Below are 21466 nucleotides of genomic sequence, written 5' to 3'. Positions count from 1 at the left end.
ACTATCCCCGGATGACCTGAACGGCCGTCAGCGTGATGGACTTGCGGCGGTGGGCGTCGGTCAGCTGGAAATCCTCGGCCAGCCGGAATTCGCCCAGCGCGTTCGTGCGCCGTGGCTGCGCCGTGGAGGCGTGGGGCGGAAACGGCGCCGGTTGAACCGGGATCGTGATGCTCCCGCCTGACGGATTGGCGTCCGCCGTCGCCATGCCGCACCAGTAACCGGAATTGGCTGTGTAGAAGCTCAGCATGTCGCCCGCCGTGGCGCTGCGCGTGCCCGCTCCCGAGAGGGTGATGGTCGACACCGCCCGGTCGATGGAGGCGACGCCCAGGCCGCTATCGTCGGTCACGCCCGCTTGCGGGTTGCGGCGGAAGATGCGCGGCGCGGTGAAGCTGAACCGGCGGCCCTGTCGCGCGATCAGAAACGCCTCCCAGGCGGCGAAATCCGCATCCCCGGTCGCCCCGCCGAACGCGACTTCAATCTGGCGCGTCCAGTAGGGCTCGCCCAGCGCATTGATGATCTCCCCGCCGTTGCGGCTCCGGTTCATGCTCTGGACGTAGTTCAGGCGCCAGTCATCGCGGATCACGCCGCAAAGCGGCATGGGGTCGCCGTTGGCCATTACAACTTCCTCCGGCGGATAGAGTCGCGCACGCGCTGGTCGATGGTCGGGCCGATATTGCGGAGCGCGGCGCTGTGCGCGGCCACTTCCTGACGGAGCGCCGGAAGCGAGTCCTCCGTCACGTTGCCCTGCACGATGAACGAGCCGTCGACATAGACGGAAACGCCGCCTCCCGAGCCGCCGGACATGGCCTCCGGTATCTTCGGGATGATCGTGCCCGACTGACCCGGAACGAACATCTCCGGGCGCTTCTCGCCCACCACATAGGCCTTGCCGGCGGAGACCGGCCCGCCCGACGCGCGGAAGCCCCCGAAAAGGGAGCCGAAGAAGCCTTTCCCGGCGCCGCCGATCAGGCTGTCGAAAAGACTGTCCGCCAGATTGTTCAGAACACTTTCCAGGGCGCGCGTCGTGTATGTGCGCCACCAATTCGAAAGAGCCTCGCCGGCGTTTTCGTCCAGGCCGGCCAGAATGCCGTCCTTGAAGCTGTCACGGAAAAACTGCCGAAACTCGGCGCGCTGACTTTCTAACTCGCGCGTTTCTTCGCCCTCGCGCCGCGCCGCCGCGCGCTCGTTCGCGCTGCCGGTCGCCTGAGAGCGGGCGCGCTCATAGTCGACGCCCTGCCCGCGCAGCCGCGCAATTTCCCGCAGTATTTCCAGTTCACGCTCAAGGCGCTGGATCGCCGTCTCGTCTCCGCGGAGGCGGGCCAGCTCCAGCTCATAGTCGAGCTGTTCAATCTTGGTGTTTCGGATTTCCTCTTCGACCTGGAGAAGAATCTCCGCGAAGTCTTTTTCGCTCTGCCGGGCGCGAGCCGCGTATTCGGCGGCGGAAACAGCCTCCATTTGGGCATTGGCGCGCTCGCGGGCGTTGGCGTATCCGGCGCTTTCGAAATCGGCCGTGAGCCGGGCAAGCTCCAGCTTTCGCTCCGCCGCGCGGATTGCCATCTCGTCGCCAGATGCCTCCGCCAGCGCCAGCTGGTTTTCCAGCTCCAGCATCTCGCGAAGCCGGGCGATATCCTCTGGCGAAGGCCCCTTGGGTTTGTCCGTATCACCGTCGGAGCCAAGCCGGTTTTTGTCGTCATCCCGGCTGAAGGCTTCCGCGCCGAGGTCGTTTACCCGGTCAAACTCCGCCTCAATCGCGTCTATATCGGCGCGGCGGTTCGCGATCTGGCCTTTAAGGTCTTCGATCTGGCGCTCTGTCTGTTTGACAATCGGCGTATCGATTCCGAGAGACGCGCGCTCGAAGAATTTCAGCTTGCCCTGGTATTCCTCGACCTGCCGGTTGAGGTCGGCAATATCGATGCGCGCCTGGAGGCCGGAGAAAGTCAACTCGCTCAGCGATGCGCCTTTGCGCGCGTCCGCCAGCTCATAGAGCTTCTGCGCCGCCTCTCCGACCTCGCCGGCAAACTTCTCGACCTTGGGGGCCGCCGTTTCGGCCTCCTTCCCAGTCTCCTTGATCGCCTCCGCCCCGTCAGAGCCATATTCCTTGACCTTCTCGACAAGAAGGTCCGCCGCCTCGCCGTTGCGCTCGATTTCGCGGCGCTGGTCCGCAAGCGCTTTCTCCGCATCCAGCGCCCGCTTGGACAGCAGCGCCACCGATCCCGCCACCGCGGCGATCGCAATGCCTATAGGACCGCCGAAGAAGGCCATCGCGCCCTTGAGCGCCGTGGTTGCACGTGCCGCCGCTAGGGAGGCCGCCGTATAGGCCGTGAAACCCGCCGTCGCGCTGCCAAGCGAGGCGCTGAGCGCGACAAGGCTGGTTGTGGCGGCAAGAACCGCGCGGGCGGCAAACGCGCCCCCTAGAGCCGCCGTAGCCACCACGGCTGCGTCCGCAAAGGTCTCCATGTTGTCGGCGGCATAGCCGATGAACTTCGTCAGCCCCTCGGTGGCGCGGGTCGCGTCATCCAGCTCGCCGACAAAGCGAATCGCCTCGGTGCGCAAATTGGTTAGCGAGTCGCCAATCGTCTTGTCGGTCGCGGCGAAGGCCGTTTCGATGCCGGCGGACGCGCCAAGGATCGCCTTCACGATCCGGTCGGAGGTCAGTTCGCCCTGGCGGCCAAGCTCTTTTAGCTGGCCGATCCCCACGCCGAATTCATCGGCAATGGCCTGCGCGACCAGCGGCGCGTTCTCACGAATGGCCCGCAGTTCTTCGCCCAGCAGCTCGCCCGATGCGAGCGCCTGCGAGAGCTGGAGGACCGTCGACCGGCGTTCGGCCGTGCCGCTGCCGCCCGCCACGAAGGCCTTGTTCAGCAACTCTGTAGTGCGCAACAGCTGCTGTTGCATCAGGTCAAGGTCAGCGCCGGCGCGCGCGAGGCGTGAATAAAGGTCAGCCGTCGCGGCGAATTCTGAGCGGGTTGTCTTGGCGAGGTCCGCCAGCTCGCCCTGCGTCGCCAGCTGACCCTTGAAGATGGTTTCGGCCGCCGCGACCTTGTTGCCGGCCTCCGTGTAGGCGTCGGCCAGTTGGCCGACCTCGCGCACAGCGATGGTCACGCCGATGGTCGCCAATGCCGTGCGCATGGCGGAAGACATGCCGCTCGCGGAAGTCCGGACCTCGCGCTCTGCGGAATTCACAGAACGCTTCACGCGGTCCATGTTCCGGTCGAAGCGGCGCCGCGAGTTGTCGATTTCAGCGTTGTAGCGCGAGGTCTTAGCCTCAAGCGTCACCACAACCTTGTCAGCGGTCAGCGCCATCGATGATCCTTACAAAGGTCGGCCGCCGATTGTGATCGGCATGGACTGGTTTTTTCTCGGGAGAGAGGTCATCCTCCGCATGCAATCGAGGGAGGGTGCAATGAACCGGATATTGATCGCCGCCGTCGCCATGATCTTGGCGGGCTGCACAACGACTGCGCAGCAGAGCGCCAACCTGGCGACGCTTGGCCCGGACTATTTCTATGAAAACGCAGAGGTGAAGGGTGACGCTCTGGATGAGACCATTCAGGTCAACACCCGCAGGGCATCCTATTCGTCCGCCAGCTTTCAGGAGCTTATGGCCGGCACGCCAACAGCAGATCCATTTGTCCGGGCGTTCAAGGACAAGAATACCGGCGAGATTGATGCTCAAATTTATGTGCCGATCCAGCACCAGATGAGCAGCTGGCTGCATCCCTATCAGGCCAACTACGGCTCCCCTCTCACGACCGGTGAGACCGTCCGCATCGGAACCGATGTAGATTGCAGCTACTCCGCAGGCTGCAGATATTACGAAACGGTCGGCTTTATGCTCGACACGGAAACGATTGAGCGGGCCGGGGCGGCCCCTACCCCGTCAGGCTCGTTCGTTTTCCGCATCAAGACACAGGGCGGCGTCGACGTGGACTCCGAGGTTCCATGGGCTGAAATCGCGGGCGCGCTTCGTCGAATTAGAGACGCCGGCTAATTCAGCCTCACGCCTTCGCGCCGCATCAGGTTGCGCTCGAAATCATCCCACTCTTCATCGTCCGCGCTGGCGGCGTCGTGCTTGCCCTGGCGCCGGCGGAGCTCGGCGTTCATGCTGGTCAGCTCGTAGAGGGACATTGTGTTGACGGCGCCCGGATCGACGCCGGATTCGAGAAAGGACGCGCGGAAGGCCGGGACGTTCAGATATCCGTCCCGGCCTCCGGCTCCCCCGGCGCGTCCGCCGCCTCCGGCACCTCGTCCAGTCCGTAGAACACGGCCATCAGGATCACGTTCGCGACCGTCAGCGGCGCGGACGGATCGCCCTCGCGGGCCAAGACGCAGCCATCGACATACTGGTCGACAATCGTCTTGGCCTCGGTCGGGGGTATGCCGCCGCCGATCAGGCCCAGCCGGATCGTCTCGTAGATGTCCTTGATGTGGAACTGTCCGCCCATGACGCGGCGGCCGATCTCGCCGATCCCCGCGCCACAGTTGCGCTGCAACTCCTCGATGCGCTTGATGTCCAGCTTGAAGAGATGGCCCTTCTCACCGGAGTCGCCGAACTGGAGCGTGACCTCGGAAGACGTGTTCATTACGCTTGCGCGTCCGTCCAGGTCGGCTTGCCGGAGAAGGTGATGCCGATATTGACCTGCCAGCGCTGGCCGCGCTCGCCGGTCTCTTCGAACTGGGTCAGCAGCGCTTCGCCTTCATAGTGACCGCCGCCATTGGCCGCGGCCAGATCGGTCAGCCAGCGGACATTCTTGAAGCCGCCGGTATTGTCCCATTCGCGCCACGTGTCGAGCGCCTCCTGGGCCAGCAGGCCGGAGCCGCTGAGCGTCATCTGGCGGGAAACCTCATCGACGGCGAGCCAGACGGCTAGATCGGGATCGTCGCAGTCGGGAATGGCCGTGGTGTTGGTCTCCACGTTGGTCTGCTTGCTCAGCGAGGTCAGGCCGCACGGGGCGGCGAACTCTTCGGAAGTCGATCCGTCACCCAGCAGGATCGCCTGAGTGCCGAACTTGATGGAAGTGGCTTGCGCCATGAGTAGGCTCCTTCTATGGGCCGGGCCGCTTCACAGCGGTCCAATACGCGCTTGCCCAAGGCGCGGATGAGAGGGCGTAACCCGCCGGGGCGGGATTTCTATTCGGCGAGGACCGTGGTCGTGGCCTCCAGGCGGATGATCGCGTGAAAGGCCTGCGTATCGTCTCCATCCACGATCACCTGCGTGTCCAGCCAGTCGAGCGAGATCAGGCCCAGTCCGTCCAGCGGCAGGGTGTCGGCGGAAAGGCTTGCGACAATTGCCGCGGCCAGCGCGTGACAGTCGTCTTCGTCCTCGCCCTTCGTGAAGGCGTGGAGCGTGACATCATGCTCGCTGCCGTCATGGTGGCCGGTGGCCTCGAACGGCGCGGCGATGGGGCCGTCATACCGGATGAACGGAAACTTGCGCGTGGCCGGCGTGCGAAGGCCGTAGACGCGGGCTTCAACAGCGTCGGAGACAGCTGCATCCGCCAGAAGGCGGGAAACGATCGCCTGGCGAAGCTTGAGGCTATGATCGGCCGGCATCGTCTTCGATGATCTCGGCCTGTTCGGTCAGGTCGATGCGCTCGCCCTCCGGCTCTTGTCCGGCGGGTTCGGCCTTGGGCTTCGCACTCTTGCGCGCCTTGCCCGCCTCGATCAGGCGTTCAGCCTCCGGGGTGGTGATGAGCGCCCGCGTTCCGGCCTTGTAATTGCGGAAAGCGCGGCGGGAGAGCCGGACGTCGGCGTTTTCGAGAAATTCAACCCACGGCATGACCTATCCTTTCCGGATGGTGAAATTGAGCGCCCCGCCAATCCGTTTGGCGAGGTCTTTTCCGACCGTCTGGGCGGCGGGCTTCATGTAGGGCCGGGCCGCCATCTTCGATGTTCCAAATTCCAGATGCGCCGCGTAGGGCGCGGTCGACTCCGCCACAGCCGAAAGCGGGCCGGTCTTGTGCGCGGCCAGTCCCGCGGCCAGTTGGCCCGTATCCCAGTTCGGCGGCTCGCCCGGACGGGACGGAACACGCTTCGCCCCCTGCACCGAGCCCTGCGAGATCAGCCGGGACGCCTCCGCCCTCACCCCGTCGGCGGCGACAAAGACTTCCTTGCCGAGCTGGCTGACCAGCTTGCGGCCCTGCATGGCCTTCAGGCGCTTGGCGTGCCGCCCGGCCCCGGTGACCTTCGCCATCAGTCCGCCGCGCTTACCGGCCGCCCCTGGAGCGTCCACGAGGCCTGCGCGGGGTCCTGCTGCACCTGGACCACGGAATATTCCTCTCCGCGCACGGTGATCCGGCTGTCCGTGTCCGGCGTGAACGCGACATCCTTCTGCAGGACGATGATCTTCACGTCCGTGTCGGGAATGCCCGCCTGAGCACGGTAGAACTCGCTGTAGCTCTCGATCATCAGCTTCACGGCGGCGGTCTGCGGCGTCCCCGCGGTCCATCCGCCCTTGCCGTCAGAGACGCTTGGAGCCTTGGTCAGCGTGCCGTCCAGCATCAGGGAGCCAAAAACGCTGCCGAACACGTCCTGAAGGTCGCCATCAAGAAGGCCCACGTCCTAGACCACCTTCACGGCGGGGACAGACCGGCGCATCAGCGCAAGAAACTTCTGCCCGTAGGTGGTGGAGGCAAAAGCGCTTGTGGAGCCGTCCCCGGCCTGGCGCTCCAGCTCCAGCGATCCAAGCTTGAGCCGTTTGAAGCCGGCCAGTTGCGCCTCGCGGGTCGCGCCAATGCCTTCAAGGGTGAGGTCATGAGCGGCGTGAAGCATTTCCGCCTCCGCCCGGTCATCCTCCAGCCAGCTGTCATCCACCGTCCTGCGGGCGCGGGAGAGCGCCGCCGTTATGACGGCGCCATCCACGCTCGCAAAGGACGGAAACCGGACCTGAAACGCCGCCGCGTCCGGCTGGACATAGGCCATAGACTTAAGCCTCGGCCTTGGCCTTCAGGGCCTCTACGATCTCGTCCTTCTTGGACTTGGCGTAGTCGTCGCCCAGGATTTTCACCGCAGCTTTGCGGAAGGTTATGAACTGGACCTCGGTGTCCTCCGCCATGGCGAGCACATCCTCGGCCGATTTCGGCGCATCGCCTTCTTCGGCGTCGGACTTCTTCGCGCCCTTGCCCAGCTTCTCGATCTTCACGTCCGGATATTCGGCGTTCTTGGCGGCCTCCTCAGACAATTCCAGATCGGCGAAACCGCCCGGCGGAATGGTCATGGCGCGGCCCGCTTCGGGCCCAGAGGGCAGAACGGTGTAGCTGCCCTTGCGATTGTTGGTGATACGATAGGAAGGCATGGCTTACTCCTTGCGCTAGCCGGGCCGCCTCCGCGTGAAGGCAGCCGGGAAGGCGCAAGGACGGGACGCGTGGCCCCGCCCTTACATTCCTCAGGCTTTCGATTACGCGGTAATGCCGTCGCGGTAGCGAACGGCGCCCGGGAGACGAATCTCCACCCCGCCGAGGCGGAAGTAACCGGGGACCTCGAACTTCATCGGACCCGTCTGCCAGACCGGCAGGAAGCGCAGCGGCACAGGAAGGTGCAGCTTCACGACCTGCGGATCCTTGCGGTAAACGATCATCCGGCCCGTGTTCGTCGCGCCATCGTCCTCCAGGCCGCGGAGACCGCGTACCGTGAGGGGCTGGCCCGTCTCGGCGGTGTAGATGTTCGTTTCCTTGATGAACTGCAGGATCGTCTTATTCGGATAGTCCGAAGACATCGGCTGCGTGGCGATGTAGGTGTAGGCCGAGATCGGCAGCAGCACCGTGTTCGCCATTTCCACCTGCAGCGACCCCTCATAGACCGCGGTCAACGCCTCGTTCACATCGCGGAGGATCTGTACCGGCGTCTTGTCGGTCCACAGACGGGACGAGGCGGAGCCGTCAGCTGCGACGTTGGCCGCGTTAACGCTGGCGTCGTTGGTCAGGCCCGTCCAGCCCTTCGCAGAGTCGCCGCGAATAGCCACGTCATAGACGAACTTCTCATACGCCATGCGGGCTGCATCGGCGCGATCGGTCGTCAGGTTGATGCCCAGACGCTGCGCGTAGCCGATTTCCTGGAGCGAATAGCCATAGCCAATCGCCGCCATCTCGACTGCGTGCGTATGCTTCTGGTATTGCGCATCGGCGCGCGGCACATCGTCAGCGAGGTGGTTGAACCACTCCGCCTGACCAAGCTTGTCCGACGAATAGAATTCGATGGACTGGGCCCAGTCGCCGGCCGACGTGTCCACGTCGATGAGCTGGGTGTAGTCAAAGCTTGGATATTTCTTCTGATATACAGTCGGCTCGATATGCGCCGCCTGGCGGGTCAGAAAGCCCAGTGCGGACTGGGCATCTATGAGTTCCATGGGCATGATAAAGGTTCCTTCTTAGGGCACAGCGCGCCTCGCGGCGGGCCTTTGTTTCGGTTGGCCTTATTTCAGGCGAATGCGAACGAGATCGCCATCAGCGCCGGAGTCGACGAACGTCACGCCCGAGAGCATCGTGATGCCCGAAGCGCTTTCCTCGAAGTCTCCGTCAGCGGCAACGCCAGCGGCTTCACCCGCTTCAACGTCTCCGCCCGCCGTCACCCAGATAACGCCCTGGGTGAGCACCGCCGCGTCGACGCCTTCGGCATATTCGTCAGCCGCGTCGTCGTTCTCGACGGTCACATCCTTGACGGTAATGCCGACAAACGCCGCGGAGGCGGTTGCGGTGATCTCTTTGTCGGCCGTGCCCTGGAACACAGCCTTGCCGAAGCCGATGCCGGCTTCATCCTCTACAGCGCGAGTAATCGCGTTGGAGAGTTCCATGTTGGCGACATGGCCGGCGACAGCCGCCGTCATGGCCTCGGAATAGGTGGATTGAACGACAGCCATTAGCGGGTCTCCTTCTGATCGTCAGCGCCGTTCAGGCGCTTGATGTAGTCCGCATGGGCCGCGTCGCGGACCGTCTGCGGGTTGCCGTCATTCGACGGTTTCGTGTCGCTCAGGGCGCGGGCCAGCGGGTCGGCGGGCTTCACGTCCTTGGCGATGGCCTTGAAGATGCCGGCGATCTCCGCATCGGAGGCGTCCTTGGCGAAGTCGTCACCATACTTGGAAGCCACCGCGGCGCGGCGAAGGTCGGCGTCTTTCACGCCCTTGGTTTCGATGGACGAATCCAGCGCCTGTACCGACGCCACCAGCGCGGCGCGGTCGGCGACCAGCTTGTCCAGGTCCTCATCGGACACGGCCTTGTCCTCGGCGTCTTTCAGCTTGGCTTTCAGCTCGCCGATTTCCGTGTCCTTGGCCTCGATGGCCTTGTCGTGCTCGTCCTTGGCGTCGGAGAGCGCCTTGCCGGCGGTATCCGCGTCCTTTTCAAGCTTGGCGATATGGCGCTGCACGATCTGCGCGTCCTGCGCGGGCAGTGCAACGGTGACCCCGTCCACGACGAGGCTCGTATTACGGTCAGTCATGGACCGGTCTCCTTTGTGGTCGTCGCCGATTTTCAGGTCAGAACCGCCCCTCGCACGGCGAACAACTGCGAGATGGTTCATCTTCATTGCGGTCTGCACGGCGTCATAAGCCTCCCCGTCGGGGGTCACGCCGTCCTCGAACCGCAGTTCCGTCGAGTAGCCCATGGACAGCTCCTTACGGCCGTCCTCGACCGCCTTGATGGCCTCCGCGTCCATGAGCACCATGGGCACGCGGACAAACTCTCCGTCGCGCGCCACCTCGTCCCCCGTCTGGCCAACGGCGTATTTGCGCCAGTTGTCAGCCGTCACAGCTTCGCTGGGATGGTCCAGCGTCACCGGACGGTGAGCAAAGCTGTGCAGGGCGTCCTTGTTGAAGACCTCCCCTTCGGGGCGATAGACGCGGACAATCTGGTCGGCGGCAAAACGCTCGCCTTTCGGGTCAACCTCGATGCCGAGATAAGTCTGGATTCCCGTGCGCGCGACCCGAACATCAGCGGCCAGATAGCCGTCAGTGGTGCGCCGCACGCTATCCAGCGCGAGCGTGTCATGGAGCTGCATAAGCCCCTCCTGGTCTATTTGTGATAGCGATCCGGGTTGATCGCGCCGCAAACCGCGCTCGCGTTGAATTCCAGCCCGCAATGCTCCGCGACCGGGCGAAAAGCCTCCGGGTCGTCGATGAATTTGCGCGGCCAAACCTCGATGGCGTCCAGTCCCGCGGTCATCATCGCCTCGAATCGCCGCTCGTGTTCTTCAACCCAGCGCGCCCACGCGGCCCGGTCCTCGCCGTGCGCGCGCATGAAGGAGGCCTTGATGCAGCTTTCGACAATCTCTTCGGTTTTGCGCCGGACGATGACCCATTTCGCCTCGGGAAACATCTTCGCCCAGGCCGGCCAGACAAGCGCCAGCTTGGCGTCCTTGTAGGCCCAGCGCCCCGGCCCGCCCTCCATGCGCTCGGCAATCGCGCGGCACAGGCCATGATGCGGCGGCAGGTCTCCCGTGTCCGGCAGCGGGTCCTGACCCAGAGGGTCGGCGTCCACGGCCCGCAGATAGGGTTTGAGCACCTGCTCCCGAATATCCGTGTTCTCGTAGAGGCTGTTGACCGCGCTCCCCAGCCAGCAGCCATGCGCCTTCAATATCTGCGTGGTCAGCGACGTTCCGGAGCGCGCCGCGCCGGTGATGAGGATCATGTCAGCGTCTCCCCGAAAGACACGGCCGGAAAACAGGTCAGAGCGCTTCCCGGCGTCGCGTTCACCACCCTCACGCCTCTGGCCGCCAGCTCCGGCGCCATGCGTTCGATCGCGGGCCGGAAATCATTCGCATACAGATGCGCCGCCGTCGGGCTCTGGTGCGCCTCGTGATAGTTTCCGGGCCTCATGTCGAAGCCGAGAAGAACGATCTCCTTCGCGCCCATGAGAAAGGCGAGATTGATGCACATGCCGCCCGAGCATTTCCCGGCCAGCGTGTCAGCGCGCGTCGATAGCGTCAGATTGGCGTCGTGACGCATGACGTGAAGCGGCCAGGGTGTTGGCTCTCGCGGTTCCTGCCGCTCGCGGCCCACACGCCAGAGGCTACCGTTCGCCTTGAGCCTGTCAGCGTTCCATTTGAACCAGCGGCGATCCGCGGCAAACAGCACGTCCGCGTCCGGCATGATGTCCAACGCGGCGTTGTTGGCGGCGATCACCCGGCCCCGCCCCCGTATCGGGTCGGGGTCGAAGCCTTTCAGCGACGGCCCGCCACCAAGAATGAAACCCCGCTCGCCTATGAAGGCGCGGGGCGCGGACCAAAACACTGATCAGGATTCAAGCGGATAACGATCTGCCCGCCTTCCACCGCCACCTCGCCCGGGGCGTTGGGGTCTTTTCCATCTTCGCGGGGCGCCGGCACATGCGCGGCCACGGTTTCAGCAACGTGGCGGAGATCATAATAGCCATCCAGCATGACGCTGGAGAGGTCGTCGGCTCCGATCATGAGATCAGGAGCCCCTTCGCCGCTTTCGGCCTGTTCAGCCATGCAGGCAAAGATGATTTGAACGATATCGTCCGCCGTCATTCCTCTTCCGCCTCAATCACCGCCGCGCCCGTACATCCGCAGTAAATCGCCATTCCGGGTTCATCGCCGCGCGGCTCGCCCATCTTGTAAGTCTTTCCGTTGCGCGCCTTGTGCGCCTCGCGGTAATTCTGCTTGCCGCTGTGAACCCAGCGGTAATGCGTAATCCCGGCCTCTTCCTGCCGGATGCGGTTAAGCTCCTGAGCCAGCTTCTGTGACTGGTCCACCGCGATCAGGTTGGCCCGGCGCCGGCCGATATTCAGCCGCTCGGCAAGCTCTTTCGCCATCTGCCGGCGCGGTGTCTGTTGCGTCAGGCCCCGCCAGATCGTCTCGGCTACGTCCTTGCGGGCGTTGGCGTCGATATCGCGTATCAGGCTCGTAATCCGCTCCAGGAACGCCTTGATGCGCGCATCCTGCGTCCGCAGATCCACGAAAGGAAAAACGTCCACCCCGACGCCAGAGGCCACGCGCGCCGCCCACGCGCCGCGGTGCCAGCGCAGCACCTCTTGCACCCAGTCCGCGACATCTGCCGAGACCTCGACGGCCACAGCGGCCACCAGCGCCTCGGAAAGCCGCAGGGCCTCCTTCATGTCATCGGCCACATCATCCCGCGTCAGGCCCGCCAGAGACGACGCATAGACCGGGAGGATCCGTACGGAGACCTGTTTGCGCCAAGCCAGCAGGGAGCGGTTGGCGATGCGGTAGAGGTCTTTCTGCAAGGTCTGCGTGATCTGGATTTCCCGCAGCGTAACCGTGCGTTTGAGCCCGGCCTTTTTCGCAAGAGCGGGCAGGTCGTAGTCCACGGTCCTAACCTTCCCGGACCTTCGCCTTCCAGTCCTCGATGATTTCCTCAAAGATTTCCGGACCCAGCACAATCTTGCCTGTCCACGGCTCCACGCCCTGCAGGTCAGGCGCATCGCCATAGGTCAGCGTGATATGCGGGCGGTATTCCTCGCGATCGGTGTGCGCGCCCAGCTCCACCATGCGCTCATGGCGCCACCGCAGCTCGTTCGAGGCGAATTCCAGCACCGCCGCGCCGCCGTCGAGCTCCTCCAGGGCGCGCGGACCGCCCGGCGATACCGTCAGGCTTCCGTCCTCGCCGGAGCCGGCCCAGCTCTCCCCGATCTTGAACCAGTCCACCGGCAGGCGGCTGAAGATCAGCGTAACGTGCATGTCTTCCGGTTCGACCAGGCTGGCAAAGCCCTGCCCCCGGAAATGCGCCGCGATCTCTTCGGCGTTCAGCACCCGGCGGCTGACATAGAGAGTGCGCGGGCGGGCGTCCTGCGCCGGGATAGCCCGCGGGCGGACCAGGGCCTTGGAGTCGCCCATTCGGACGATGCGCGGCGCGGCGTCTTCCTGTCCCTGCGGATCGCTCCCGGCCTCGGGCTCAGGCTCATCCTCGTGCGGATCGCCCGCCTCCGGGTCGAAGCCCTCCGCCCCGGTCTCGAATTCCTCCATGCCCTCTTCAAGGCCCGGATATTCCCCGCTCTCGACGAGCTGGCTGACCACGCCCTTCGACAGGGCCTGCGAGGGGATCAGGCCGGTATTGGCGTATTTCTCGGTCGTCTCGGCTCGTAGCTTGCCGATCTCGGCCTGCTCCTTCTCGGGAAGCTGCCAGAGCGAGACCCATTCATACCCCACCTCGGCGGGACGGGAGCCAAGCGCAGAGCGGATCATCACCTCGTCCAGCCGCTCCATGGCGGGGCCGACGGTTAGTTCCTGCTCGCCTTTGAGGCGATCGTAATAATTGCGCAGATCACTCTCGCCTGTGGCGTTCATGCCCTTGGGGGCCTGGCCAAGAAGCCGGGTCGCGGGAATGTCAGCCGCGCCGGCCGCGATTTGCATATAGGTGGAGATCAGCTCCGGCATCTGCGAGAAGCTGATCTGCTTGCGCTCCCACTCCTCTTCCTTGTCCAGCAGGAGGGTGTTGTTGATGGACTTCATGGTGGCGGCCAGGGTGAAGCGCTCGGTAAGCCGGTTGGTCGACTCCTCCGAGGTCAGGTGCTCCATCAGGTCCGGCACGCGGATTACGTCCACCTTGGCCTCGTGAATCAGCGAGGCGATGCCTTGCGAGGCGAGCGCGGCGTTATGAACCGCGTCATTCACCGATTGCAGGATGCTGTCGCCCCAGCCATGCGGGGCATAATTGGGGTCTGGCAGTTCGGCGCCGGAAAGGCGCACCACGCGAGAGGGGTGAACGCGCTGCGTCGCGCCCGCCCTTGTGGTGATGGTGTATTCCTCCGGCTCCCCATACCAGGGGCTCTCGATGTCGGCGATCCGCGTTCCCGCGCTGATCTCCCATCGCGACATCACATGAATGTATTTGAGCGCGCCCCTCTTTATGCTGTCCGGGCGAAGCGCCTCCTCCGGCGCACCTTGCTCGACGCCCATGACCAAAGCCGCCCCGCCATAAAGCCGCGCCTTGGTGATTGCCTGGTAGACCTTCAGCTGGAGATTGAAATCATCCTCCAGCGCCTTCATGGCCTCGACCTGTTCCTTCGATCCGCGCCATGTGCGCCATTGGCGCGTCATGTCGAGCGCGGGCGCGTCCACAATCTTGCGCGCGATCCAGTCGCCCCGATAGGCCGCGTCCAGCGCCGCGCGATCCAGCTCCTCGAAATGCCAACGGTCCGCGGCGGATTTGTCCTTGCCTGTGAACAGGCCTGCGACGAGGTTTTTCAGCGTGTCGAACGTGATTTCCATCAACGGACCCCTGCAAGTGTGTAGGTCTTGGCGCGCGGCGCGAAGGCCGAAATGAAGGCGTCCGCTTTGTTCGGGGACGGGATGTCCCGCTTTTCCAGATCCTTCTTGCTCTCGACCTTCACCTTGCCGCGGGCGTCGAAATCGCGGCGCGGCGTCGAAAGCTCATCGACCAGCGTGTCCAGATGGTCGCAGTCGCTGGATATGCTGATCATGTCGTCAGGGCAGATTTCCTCGCCCTTGGTGACCGCGTTGAACGTCTTGCGGAAGCGGTTTGCGACCTCCCACCATGTCTGGGCCTTCAGGTTGGCGTAGTAATCACCGTTCTTCGGACTCTTCGGATCATCCGGGTCGATGCGCCGCTCCTTGTGCATCACCTCGCCGCCGGCATTGAAGCGGTGATATGCGACCCGGGCGCCCTTTTCCTCGTTGAGCGCTTTGAAGTGGCCGCCAGCGAACGCCCCTACCCCGATGCTGTCGTAATCGATCTCCGCGTCGTGCTGGGCGGCCAGCGCATGAACGCGGGAGGCCGATTTCAGGAGCTCGTCTTCACGGCCCTTCCATTCATCCACGGCCAACGCCACGCCGCCATGAACCAGAACGCTGGCGTTCTTATCGTCGCCGCTATCGGCTACATCGAAGCCAATTCGCTTCAGTCCGCTGGGCTCGACGCCCAGCTTCTTGTGTGCGTCGATCGCCGCCATGATCCAGGACCGCTTGATGATGACGCTGTCGTCGTCCTCGCGCGGCTCGCCAAGATAGATGTGCCGGTATTCGTCCTCGTCCTCGTCCTTCTTCCGCGCGATCACCTTGAGGATGGTCTGCGAGAGGAAAGGATTCTCGTCGAAATTGATCTTGCGGCGGATCGTGGCGCCGATCTTACCGTAAATTTTGCCCTTGATGCGTTCTGATGGGCCGGAGCCAACGAACTTCCGGTAGACGAAATCCGTCACCAGGCGCGGGTTGAAGATGATCCAGAACTGGCTCGCCTCGCTCCGCAGAGTTGGCTCCAGAATGTCCCACTGCTCTTTCGTGAGGTTGTGAGCCTCTTCAATCCAGCAGACATCCACGCCTTCAGTGGACTTGATCTCGTCAATATGACGCCACAGGCCGTAGAAGATAAATTCCGAACCGGTGCGGTTATGCACGATGGAGTCGCGCAGGACCGTGAATTCACCCTGCAGGCCGAAGCGTTCGATCTGGATTTTCAGGAGCGTGTAAACGCTCTCCGCGATCTTGTTCTGGAACTGCCTGACGCACAGGAATTTGACGCGGTAATTGGACGCCAGAAAGATCGCAAACCCGGCCGCGTCCCATGATTTTGAGCTGGACCGCCCGCCATAGAGAACGCGCTCCCGCGCCCGTGTCGTCCAGAAATCCTTGAGAGCCGGATTGAGGGTCGGCTCCTCGCTATTCCCCTGACTGGCCGTAGAAGTCGGCAAGGGTCTTTACCTTTACCTCTCCACCCAGATTGAGCGCCTGCACCGGCTTGCCATAGGCGCGGTCGAGAATAGCGGTCGAGGCGGAGACGCGGGCGGCGGCCGGAGCGCCGCCATCGCGGGCGATGCTCACCAGCGTTTCAAGCGCAGCTTCCGCATGGTCCTTCGCCATGGCGGAGAGCTGGCGTTTTGCTCTGCTCACCTTTCCGGGTTTGCGGCCGGCGCCGGTCCGTTTGCCGCCATGCTGGGCCATCTTGAATTCCTTGAATTTCTTTCAAGCCGCAGCGAACTGGGCGTTGCATTCCTGCGCCGATTCTAATCTCAGGTGTGGCGCCACCGCTACAGCGATGTGGACATTAAGCCACCATTTAATGACCACCATTAACCAACTGTAAAGGAAGCAAACAATGGAAATTTCCCCTACTGAACGGCTCATTATCACGATGCTGTGTGACTTGCAGATCGCAAACAACGTCCGTGGCGAGGTCGATCCGAATCTCGTTAAGTCCGCCGTCATTCGCGGGCATGACTGGATGTTCAACTGGGAATATGAGGGCATCGTCGGACCGGAATCCGACAACGATGAGCTGCCCGGCGAGGTCGCAGACATTCTGGACATGTGGAGCATCATTGAAGTGGGCTTCGCAAGGCTGAGCGAAGAAGATCAGGAGCGCGTCCGGACCGAAGCTGAACTCCGCGGAGATCCGCAATTCACTGGCTTTGACGGCAACAATGAAACCGACCACTTCGCCGCCGCTCGCTTCATGGTGAACCAGATGGGTCGCTTCACTGAATTCGCTGACCGTACCTTGAATTCGCACGGGGCACGCCTGGAACGTTATCGCGCGATGTATCGGCAATTCCGCCCCATTCGGGACGGGCTTGGCGACCGCATGATGAATGTCGAGGAGCTTGTGACGCTGCTGAAACGCTAAAAAAATGATCTTTTTTGAGCACTACCGCTTGACTATCTGCTCAATTTTGAGCATTATAGTCAGGCGTTGAGGGGCGGGATGGTCCCGCCCCACGCAGCCTAGGAGGAGAGAATGGCCTACGAAGTCGCTCTCGTCCTGCAAGCTCTAGAAGTGATGATCGGACTAGCACTCCTCGTCATCACCGCTCTGGACTAGCAGGCTGGCTCGGTCCCCGAAAGGGGGCCGGGCTGGCCGCCTAGGTCTCCAATATAGGGGAAAACCGATGAAAGCGGAAGACTTTCGAGCCTGGCTGGAGTTTGAGGAGCTGATGGACGCCACCGCGGCGCGGATCCTTGGGATCGGATCCCGCAACACGCTCGCCAAGTACAAGAAGGAAGGCGCACCAACCTATATCGGGCTTGCATGCGCCGCGTATAGCGCCGGCATGGACGAATGGAAGTTCAACGGCCAGGAGCGCGCGACCATTCCACATTCTGCGGTCAAGGCGATGCTGGAGGGCGAAAACCCTATCAAGGCCCTCCGAAATGCTCACGGCATGTCGCGCGACGACCTGGCGGAGGCGTGCGGGGCCTCTTCAGCGTCCATTAAAGAGCTGGAAGACGAGATCGACCGTCAGACGCGAAGCGAGCCGCTACTGAGGCGGGTCGCCAATCAATTCGATGTGGATGTGGACATTATCCGGCCGCGGCTTGGCAGAAACGCTGGGTAAGCTGGATACAGCTCGCCCATCGCGATGGCAGGGTCCGCGCGTCTGGCGCTGGCTCTGCATCCTCGGGCCGTTTCGCTGTCGCGCCCTACCCGGCTTCTTCGCGTCTCGCTACTGGGCCGGCGGTTACAGCTACTGAGGTCTTACCTGAACCGCAATATGATGGCGTTCGCGGAAGGGGTCAACCACTGCATCTAGCACTCTTTCTCCTCCGGACAGGTGTCTACAAGCGCTTTGCAGTTTTGCCACTGCACCTCGAACGTACAGTTCTCCAGGCGTTTTGCCTTCGCGCGAATGACCATGCTTTCACCATCATCGCTCGCCTTGAAAGAATGATGTCGCTCCTCGACGGCGGTCTCGTGGATCACAAAAGCTTCGATGCTATCCTCTAACGGCGCAAACTCTTTCGGGAATATGATCTCAACGATCGTATTAGTGATCGGACTGGTTCCAGCTAGAAAGGCTAATTGACATCTTTCTGCATTGTACTCGTTGATAATTATCAACTCGGCCTTGCGTTCATTCACCACCCGATTAATCCAGAAAAGCCCTATCCTGTCGCACGTAGCGACCCATAGATTTGGGAGATACGTGGCCATAACATGTGTGGGTAGTTCGTCTTCAAATACCTCCTTGACTTCGATCCACTGCTTATTGCCCTGCTTGACGAGTTTGGCCGTGATGGGCTTTTCGTCTCTTGTCGATTCAAGAACGAGTGAACCCTCGTCAATCCGGCCGCAAAGCTGACGACAGCCTGAGCCATAGCTGTAGGCATCAATCCCTGGCCTGTTCGCATGGAAATGCTGGGTGCGTTCGCTGATCGCCGTGCTGCCATCCGGCTGGATCGTTAGCTTCACGTGTGTGGAAAGAACAGCGATCCCCGTTCTGGACCGCTCTATGTATTCTCCAACGCGTCGGGCAATTGCGAACGTGGAAAATGCGAAGACGCTCACCACCGCCAAAAACACCCACCCGATCATGAATCCTGGATAAATGTCGTTAACCGGCTTTATCAGCTCCCAGAGGACCTCCAGGAAGCTATTGTCTCCGTTTAAGAATGTATCGATAGGAGGCCAGAGGAATTGAAATATCCCGATGGCTGAGGCGCCAAAAGCGACCACTTCTGTCAGCGGCTCGCGCCGCAGTACTTTTCCGGTACCGTTTCCTGACAACTGCCCCTCCCAAGACGTTGGAAGGGTGAGGTTAGATGTTATAAATTATTCATCAACCAAAAATTGAAAAAGGGGCAACACAAGCGTTACCCCTTCAATGGCGGTTAGCGACCGCGCTGTTAGTGTGGTGGTGAAGATTAGATGGTTTCAGTTCCACGCATCATTTCCTCCATAAGGGGTAACCCCCAGGTTAAATTTTTCTTCTCAGCCGCAGAGGTTTATCCGCGACCGACGCCCAGCGCGCCCTGCAATTTGTAGTCCGACGAGCCTTACTATCCGCTTAAGGAGCCAAGGGCCGTCTGTCGGCTTCCGCGTTTGGTACGAGACAAGTAAGCGGTGGTCAAGCAGGTTCAATATTCGCGGGTGCAAGATTTAAACGAAGACGAAGTGGATTCTGTTCCGATTTCTTGACCCTCCTCGAAACTTTTTTCCTTTTCTCCAACGACTTATCGGCACACCAAACCACATAGTGCATTCTCAGTGGAACACGCCTAACAGGCGAAATTAAGGCCTATATTGCGGCAATTTAACCCCTGTGAGTGCGCACTAAACGAGAATCACCCTTCACATGTTCCTGCCTATCCGGCCTCAAGCTGGTACAGAGGCAGCTCCTGGATTGTCTCTTTTCCGAACAGTGTCAGTTTGATTCTGGCCTTGTCGCCTTCGAAGCCCACGATTGGAACCTCATGGCCCTCCAGCGATCCATAAGCGATCCGGGCCTTGTCCCCGACATTGAATTCCCGGTGCGTCGCCATGAAGCGGTGCTCGCCCGGGGCATGGATGACCGGCGTGGCGCTCTCCGCGGCAAAGCGCTTGATCGCCCGGAACGGGATCGCCTTTGGCAACCCGTTCTCGCAAATCACGCCGCGGATCACCTTGCCCTCGTATTGGGCCCGGGCGGCGACGAAGGGACGGCGACCGTTATCCCCTTCACGTCCCCTCACCGCGTCCAGCCATGCGAGCGCCGGCCAGTCGACGCCGTAGCCGCCCTCCTCGCTCGGCAGGCCCGCAAAGACGTAGCCGGGCATGATGGCGCGCAGGTAGCGCGTCTTCTTCCGCGCAAAGCGGTTCTTTTTGCGCCAAAGCTCCTCGGTCGGCGCGAAGGCTTCAAATCCCGCCAGACGCAGCGCCGCCTCCGCGATGATCTCACGCTGGGGTGAGACGCGCAGGACATACCAGCGCTTTTTCTTGAGCTGGCGGGCCCGGCGGTCAAACGGGCGGATCGGTTTTGATCGGTCGATACGGGTCACGCCGCGTCCTCCAGCGTCCAGAATTTCTCGACAGCCTCGCCCACCGGCTGGCCGCGCGTGATCACCATGCCGGACCAGTGGCGGGACTGGCCGCGGCCGCCCAGCTGGACGTGGACCTCAGACGCGCCACATCCGCAGCGGTGGCGTCCGGCGGTGGCGTCGTCCAGATCCTCCCGGCAGACCCCGCACATCGGCACGCGCTTGATTTGAGGATTGGCGTGGGTCATGCGGCGCCGCCTTTGCCTATACCGCGAACCGTTTCGCGCAGTCTGTCCGCCTGACGCTTGCGCTCGGCCAACTCTTCATCGCTCAGCGGTTCGCGTTCTGGCGGCGGGTCGTAGCGAACCGGACGGCGCGCCTCGATGCGTGTCTCCAGCTTTTCGCGAAGCTCCGACCAGGTCGGCCAGTAGCGGGACTGGTCCGGCCAACGCCGCAGAACATGAACCACGTCGCCGCGGGGATACTCCTTCAGCCGCCGGTTAAAGGCGTTCAGGATCACATCGATGTCATCGTCCATGCCCCGGCGCGGCATGCACAGCGCCTTGATTTCCAGCAACAGGAGGTCGAGCTCGTCATCCGTTGGCGGCTCGTGCATCTCGACGGCGTTCGAAGATGCTCCGAGAGTCAGAACCTGACCGGTTCCCTCGTGATGTTCGTTCATTTTTAAATCTCTGCGTGTCTGGGGCTGGGAGGCTGGCAAGACGGCGGTCGCGGGCGTCAATCACCGCATCGGTGAAAAATTTCCATGACCGGATGGGCGAGCCGCGCGGCTGGGACGTCTTGGCTTGGATGACCGGCAAGATGTCCGCCTCCAGGTCGCAGCCAGCCTGCAGCCACCGATCGATCTCAGGTGATGTCTGGATCAGGCCGGGTTCTTTCGCGGGGTCGGCCAAGCCAGGACCGGCGACCGCAAGGGCCGCCTCGCGCGCATGCGCCCGCGGGCGCTGAGTAGCTTCCTTTATTTCACCCTTATTCTCGTTTGCGTCGCTGGTGCGTCGCTCCTGCGTCGCTTCTGCGTCGGGGGGTGCGTCGCTCTGATTGGTTGAAGCCTGATATTTGTCGTAATTACAGAAGGTTATGACGGTGATGCCTGCGTCGGTGGCTGCGTCGATAATGCGTCGATTTTCGAGCATCTTTAAATAGCGACGCACCCGCGCCTCAGACCATTCAAACCGCTTGGCCAGGAACCGGGTGCTGTGCGCAAGCTGGCCGCGGCGAAGGTCCAGCACGGTCGATCCGACGCGCTTGCGACGGGTCTTCCAGCTCGCCTCCGCCAACATCCACAGCAGGGCCTCCCGCTGGGTCATTTCCCCGTCGCGGAAGTCGACGTCGTCCCAGAGGGCGCGACTGACCATGAAGGATCCACTCACGTCCGCCCCCGTCTCTCTGCTTCCCGGCGAAAGGCATGCATGGCCGTGGTGTGATCAGACCAGCCCATGAAGCGGGCAATCTCCGGCCAGGAGCGCCGATACTGGGCAGAAGTGGGCCCGCACACTGCCTTGGGGCTCTGCCGCAGAGCGAAGACAAGCCGCTGTCGATATTCATGCTCTGGCGCGCGATTGTTCAGGTCGCGAAGGCGAAGCACCTCGGCCGGGCAGCCCGTCCTTTCCGCCACCCGGCGGACGATATCGTCTCGGGATACGGTCATGCGCCTGCACCCGCGCCCGCCTGCGGCGGCCACTGACATTTTTCAGAAATTTTCGCAGAGAATTTTGTCGGTTCAGACGCGTTGGCCGATAAATACCTGTGAACTCTGAAATTACCAGAGCTTCGTTGAAAGCGACGCGAC

General features: G+C 62.5%; 29 protein-coding genes. 3 read left to right on the top strand and 26 right to left on the bottom strand.

Translation table 11 applies throughout. The features are described 5' to 3' along the window. Position 1: 1 nt before the first annotated feature. Together L338_RS08400 and L338_RS08395 are read right to left on the bottom strand one after the other, a co-directional pair. Complete coding sequence (locus L338_RS08400) at positions 2–616, bottom strand: hypothetical protein (protein WP_022697932.1); 615 nt, start codon at positions 614–616, stop codon at positions 2–4. Next, positions 616–3303, bottom strand: a complete 2688-nt coding sequence (locus L338_RS08395; protein WP_022697931.1) for a tape measure protein — start codon at positions 3301–3303, stop codon at positions 616–618. Before L338_RS08395 ends, L338_RS08400 begins: the two co-directional genes overlap by 1 nt. Here L338_RS08395 and L338_RS08390 point away from each other — a divergent pair. After that, positions 3284–3991 (top strand): hypothetical protein, encoded by a 708-nt coding sequence (locus tag L338_RS08390; RefSeq protein WP_152485851.1) that lies wholly within the window; start codon positions 3284–3286, stop codon positions 3989–3991. The genes L338_RS08395 and L338_RS08390 overlap by 20 nt on opposite strands. On the opposite strand, the gene L338_RS17585 is transcribed toward L338_RS08390, so the two are convergent. The 19 genes from L338_RS17585 to L338_RS08300 all read right to left on the bottom strand — a co-directional run bounded on the left by L338_RS17585 (position 3988) and on the right by L338_RS08300 (position 15816). Next, complete coding sequence (locus L338_RS17585; RefSeq protein WP_022697929.1) at positions 3988–4128, bottom strand: hypothetical protein; 141 nt, start codon at positions 4126–4128, stop codon at positions 3988–3990. The genes L338_RS08390 and L338_RS17585 overlap by 4 nt on opposite strands. 62 nt (positions 4129–4190) lie before the next feature. Continuing rightward, the gene (locus L338_RS08385) at positions 4191–4583 is read right to left on the bottom strand and encodes a gene transfer agent family protein (protein ID WP_022697928.1); all 393 of its coding nucleotides are present in this window, start codon (positions 4581–4583) and stop codon (positions 4191–4193) included. After that, entirely contained in the window at positions 4583–5032 is a 450-nt protein-coding gene (locus L338_RS16505; RefSeq protein ID WP_022697927.1) for a phage tail tube protein, read from the bottom strand. Before L338_RS16505 ends, L338_RS08385 begins: the two co-directional genes overlap by 1 nt. A gap of 98 nt (positions 5033–5130) precedes the next feature. After that, entirely contained in the window at positions 5131–5553 is a 423-nt protein-coding gene (locus L338_RS08375; protein ID WP_022697926.1) for a DUF3168 domain-containing protein, read from the bottom strand. Continuing rightward, the gene (locus L338_RS08370) at positions 5537–5779 is read right to left on the bottom strand and encodes a hypothetical protein (RefSeq protein ID WP_022697925.1); all 243 of its coding nucleotides are present in this window, start codon (positions 5777–5779) and stop codon (positions 5537–5539) included. Before L338_RS08370 ends, L338_RS08375 begins: the two co-directional genes overlap by 17 nt. Before the next feature lie 3 nt (positions 5780–5782). After that, positions 5783–6193 carry an HK97-gp10 family putative phage morphogenesis protein gene (locus tag L338_RS08365; protein WP_022697924.1) on the bottom strand — a complete coding sequence of 137 codons (411 nt, stop codon included), beginning with the start codon at positions 6191–6193 and terminating at the stop codon, positions 5783–5785. Beyond that, a complete protein-coding gene (locus L338_RS08360) occupies positions 6193–6558 on the bottom strand; it encodes a hypothetical protein (protein WP_022697923.1) in 366 nt (121 codons plus the stop codon). Before L338_RS08360 ends, L338_RS08365 begins: the two co-directional genes overlap by 1 nt. Before the next feature lie 3 nt (positions 6559–6561). Beyond that, positions 6562–6921 carry a DUF4054 domain-containing protein gene (locus L338_RS08355; RefSeq protein WP_022697922.1) on the bottom strand — a complete coding sequence of 120 codons (360 nt, stop codon included), beginning with the start codon at positions 6919–6921 and terminating at the stop codon, positions 6562–6564. A gap of 4 nt (positions 6922–6925) precedes the next feature. After that, positions 6926–7294 (bottom strand): hypothetical protein, encoded by a 369-nt coding sequence (locus L338_RS08350; RefSeq protein WP_022697921.1) that lies wholly within the window; start codon positions 7292–7294, stop codon positions 6926–6928. Between the two features lie 102 nt (positions 7295–7396). Next, on the bottom strand, positions 7397–8350 hold the full coding sequence (locus tag L338_RS08345) for a DUF2184 domain-containing protein (protein WP_022697920.1): 954 nt from the start codon (positions 8348–8350) through the stop codon (positions 7397–7399). Positions 8351–8410: 60 nt separating this feature from the next. Then, complete coding sequence (locus L338_RS08340) at positions 8411–8854, bottom strand: structural cement protein Gp24 (protein ID WP_022697919.1); 444 nt, start codon at positions 8852–8854, stop codon at positions 8411–8413. Next, on the bottom strand, positions 8854–9987 hold the full coding sequence (locus L338_RS08335) for a DUF2213 domain-containing protein (protein WP_022697918.1): 1134 nt from the start codon (positions 9985–9987) through the stop codon (positions 8854–8856). The genes L338_RS08340 and L338_RS08335 overlap by 1 nt, the downstream gene beginning before the upstream one ends. 14 nt (positions 9988–10001) lie before the next feature. Further along, positions 10002–10616, bottom strand: a complete 615-nt coding sequence (locus L338_RS08330; protein WP_022697917.1) for a sulfotransferase — start codon at positions 10614–10616, stop codon at positions 10002–10004. Beyond that, a complete protein-coding gene (locus L338_RS08325) occupies positions 10613–11218 on the bottom strand; it encodes a hypothetical protein (protein WP_022697916.1) in 606 nt (201 codons plus the stop codon). Before L338_RS08325 ends, L338_RS08330 begins: the two co-directional genes overlap by 4 nt. Beyond that, positions 11188–11478 (bottom strand): hypothetical protein, encoded by a 291-nt coding sequence (locus L338_RS08320; RefSeq protein WP_022697915.1) that lies wholly within the window; start codon positions 11476–11478, stop codon positions 11188–11190. The genes L338_RS08325 and L338_RS08320 overlap by 31 nt, the downstream gene beginning before the upstream one ends. Next, a complete protein-coding gene (locus tag L338_RS08315) occupies positions 11475–12278 on the bottom strand; it encodes a phage head morphogenesis protein (protein WP_022697914.1) in 804 nt (267 codons plus the stop codon). Before L338_RS08315 ends, L338_RS08320 begins: the two co-directional genes overlap by 4 nt. A 4-nt stretch (positions 12279–12282) precedes the next feature. Then, a complete protein-coding gene (locus L338_RS08310; protein ID WP_022697913.1) occupies positions 12283–14178 on the bottom strand; it encodes an anti-CBASS protein Acb1 family protein in 1896 nt (631 codons plus the stop codon). Further along, entirely contained in the window at positions 14178–15617 is a 1440-nt protein-coding gene (locus tag L338_RS08305) for a PBSX family phage terminase large subunit (protein WP_022697912.1), read from the bottom strand. The genes L338_RS08310 and L338_RS08305 overlap by 1 nt, the downstream gene beginning before the upstream one ends. After that, on the bottom strand, positions 15586–15816 hold the full coding sequence (locus L338_RS08300; protein WP_152485850.1) for a hypothetical protein: 231 nt from the start codon (positions 15814–15816) through the stop codon (positions 15586–15588). The genes L338_RS08305 and L338_RS08300 overlap by 32 nt, the downstream gene beginning before the upstream one ends. 205 nt (positions 15817–16021) lie before the next feature. Here L338_RS08300 and L338_RS08295 point away from each other — a divergent pair, with 205 nt between their 5' ends. Next, on the top strand, positions 16022–16549 hold the full coding sequence (locus L338_RS08295) for a YfbU family protein (protein ID WP_022697910.1): 528 nt from the start codon (positions 16022–16024) through the stop codon (positions 16547–16549). Between the two features lie 262 nt (positions 16550–16811). Next, positions 16812–17258, top strand: coding sequence for a helix-turn-helix transcriptional regulator (locus L338_RS08290; RefSeq protein ID WP_022697909.1), 447 nt, complete (start codon positions 16812–16814; stop codon positions 17256–17258). A gap of 191 nt (positions 17259–17449) precedes the next feature. Here L338_RS08290 and L338_RS08285 read toward each other — a convergent pair whose 3' ends face one another. The 5 genes from L338_RS08285 to L338_RS16500 form a co-directional block, all read right to left on the bottom strand. Next, a complete protein-coding gene (locus L338_RS08285) occupies positions 17450–18427 on the bottom strand; it encodes a hypothetical protein (RefSeq protein ID WP_152485849.1) in 978 nt (325 codons plus the stop codon). A 578-nt stretch (positions 18428–19005) separates the two neighbouring features. Next, positions 19006–19677, bottom strand: coding sequence for a transcription termination/antitermination protein NusG (gene nusG / locus L338_RS08280; protein WP_022697907.1), 672 nt, complete (start codon positions 19675–19677; stop codon positions 19006–19008). After that, on the bottom strand, positions 19674–19904 hold the full coding sequence (locus tag L338_RS08275) for a hypothetical protein (protein WP_022697906.1): 231 nt from the start codon (positions 19902–19904) through the stop codon (positions 19674–19676). The genes nusG and L338_RS08275 overlap by 4 nt, the downstream gene beginning before the upstream one ends. Then, complete coding sequence (locus L338_RS08270; protein WP_022697905.1) at positions 19901–20272, bottom strand: hypothetical protein; 372 nt, start codon at positions 20270–20272, stop codon at positions 19901–19903. Before L338_RS08270 ends, L338_RS08275 begins: the two co-directional genes overlap by 4 nt. Beyond that, entirely contained in the window at positions 20250–21047 is a 798-nt protein-coding gene (locus L338_RS16500; RefSeq protein WP_152485848.1) for a hypothetical protein, read from the bottom strand. Before L338_RS16500 ends, L338_RS08270 begins: the two co-directional genes overlap by 23 nt. Positions 21048–21466: the final 419 nt, after the last annotated feature.

The organism is Euryhalocaulis caribicus (assembly GCF_000412185.1).
Taxonomy (GTDB): domain Bacteria; phylum Pseudomonadota; class Alphaproteobacteria; order Caulobacterales; family Maricaulaceae; genus Euryhalocaulis; species Euryhalocaulis caribicus.
Note: the sequence above shows the minus strand (reverse complement) of the source record. Positions and strands in the feature narration are given on the sequence as shown.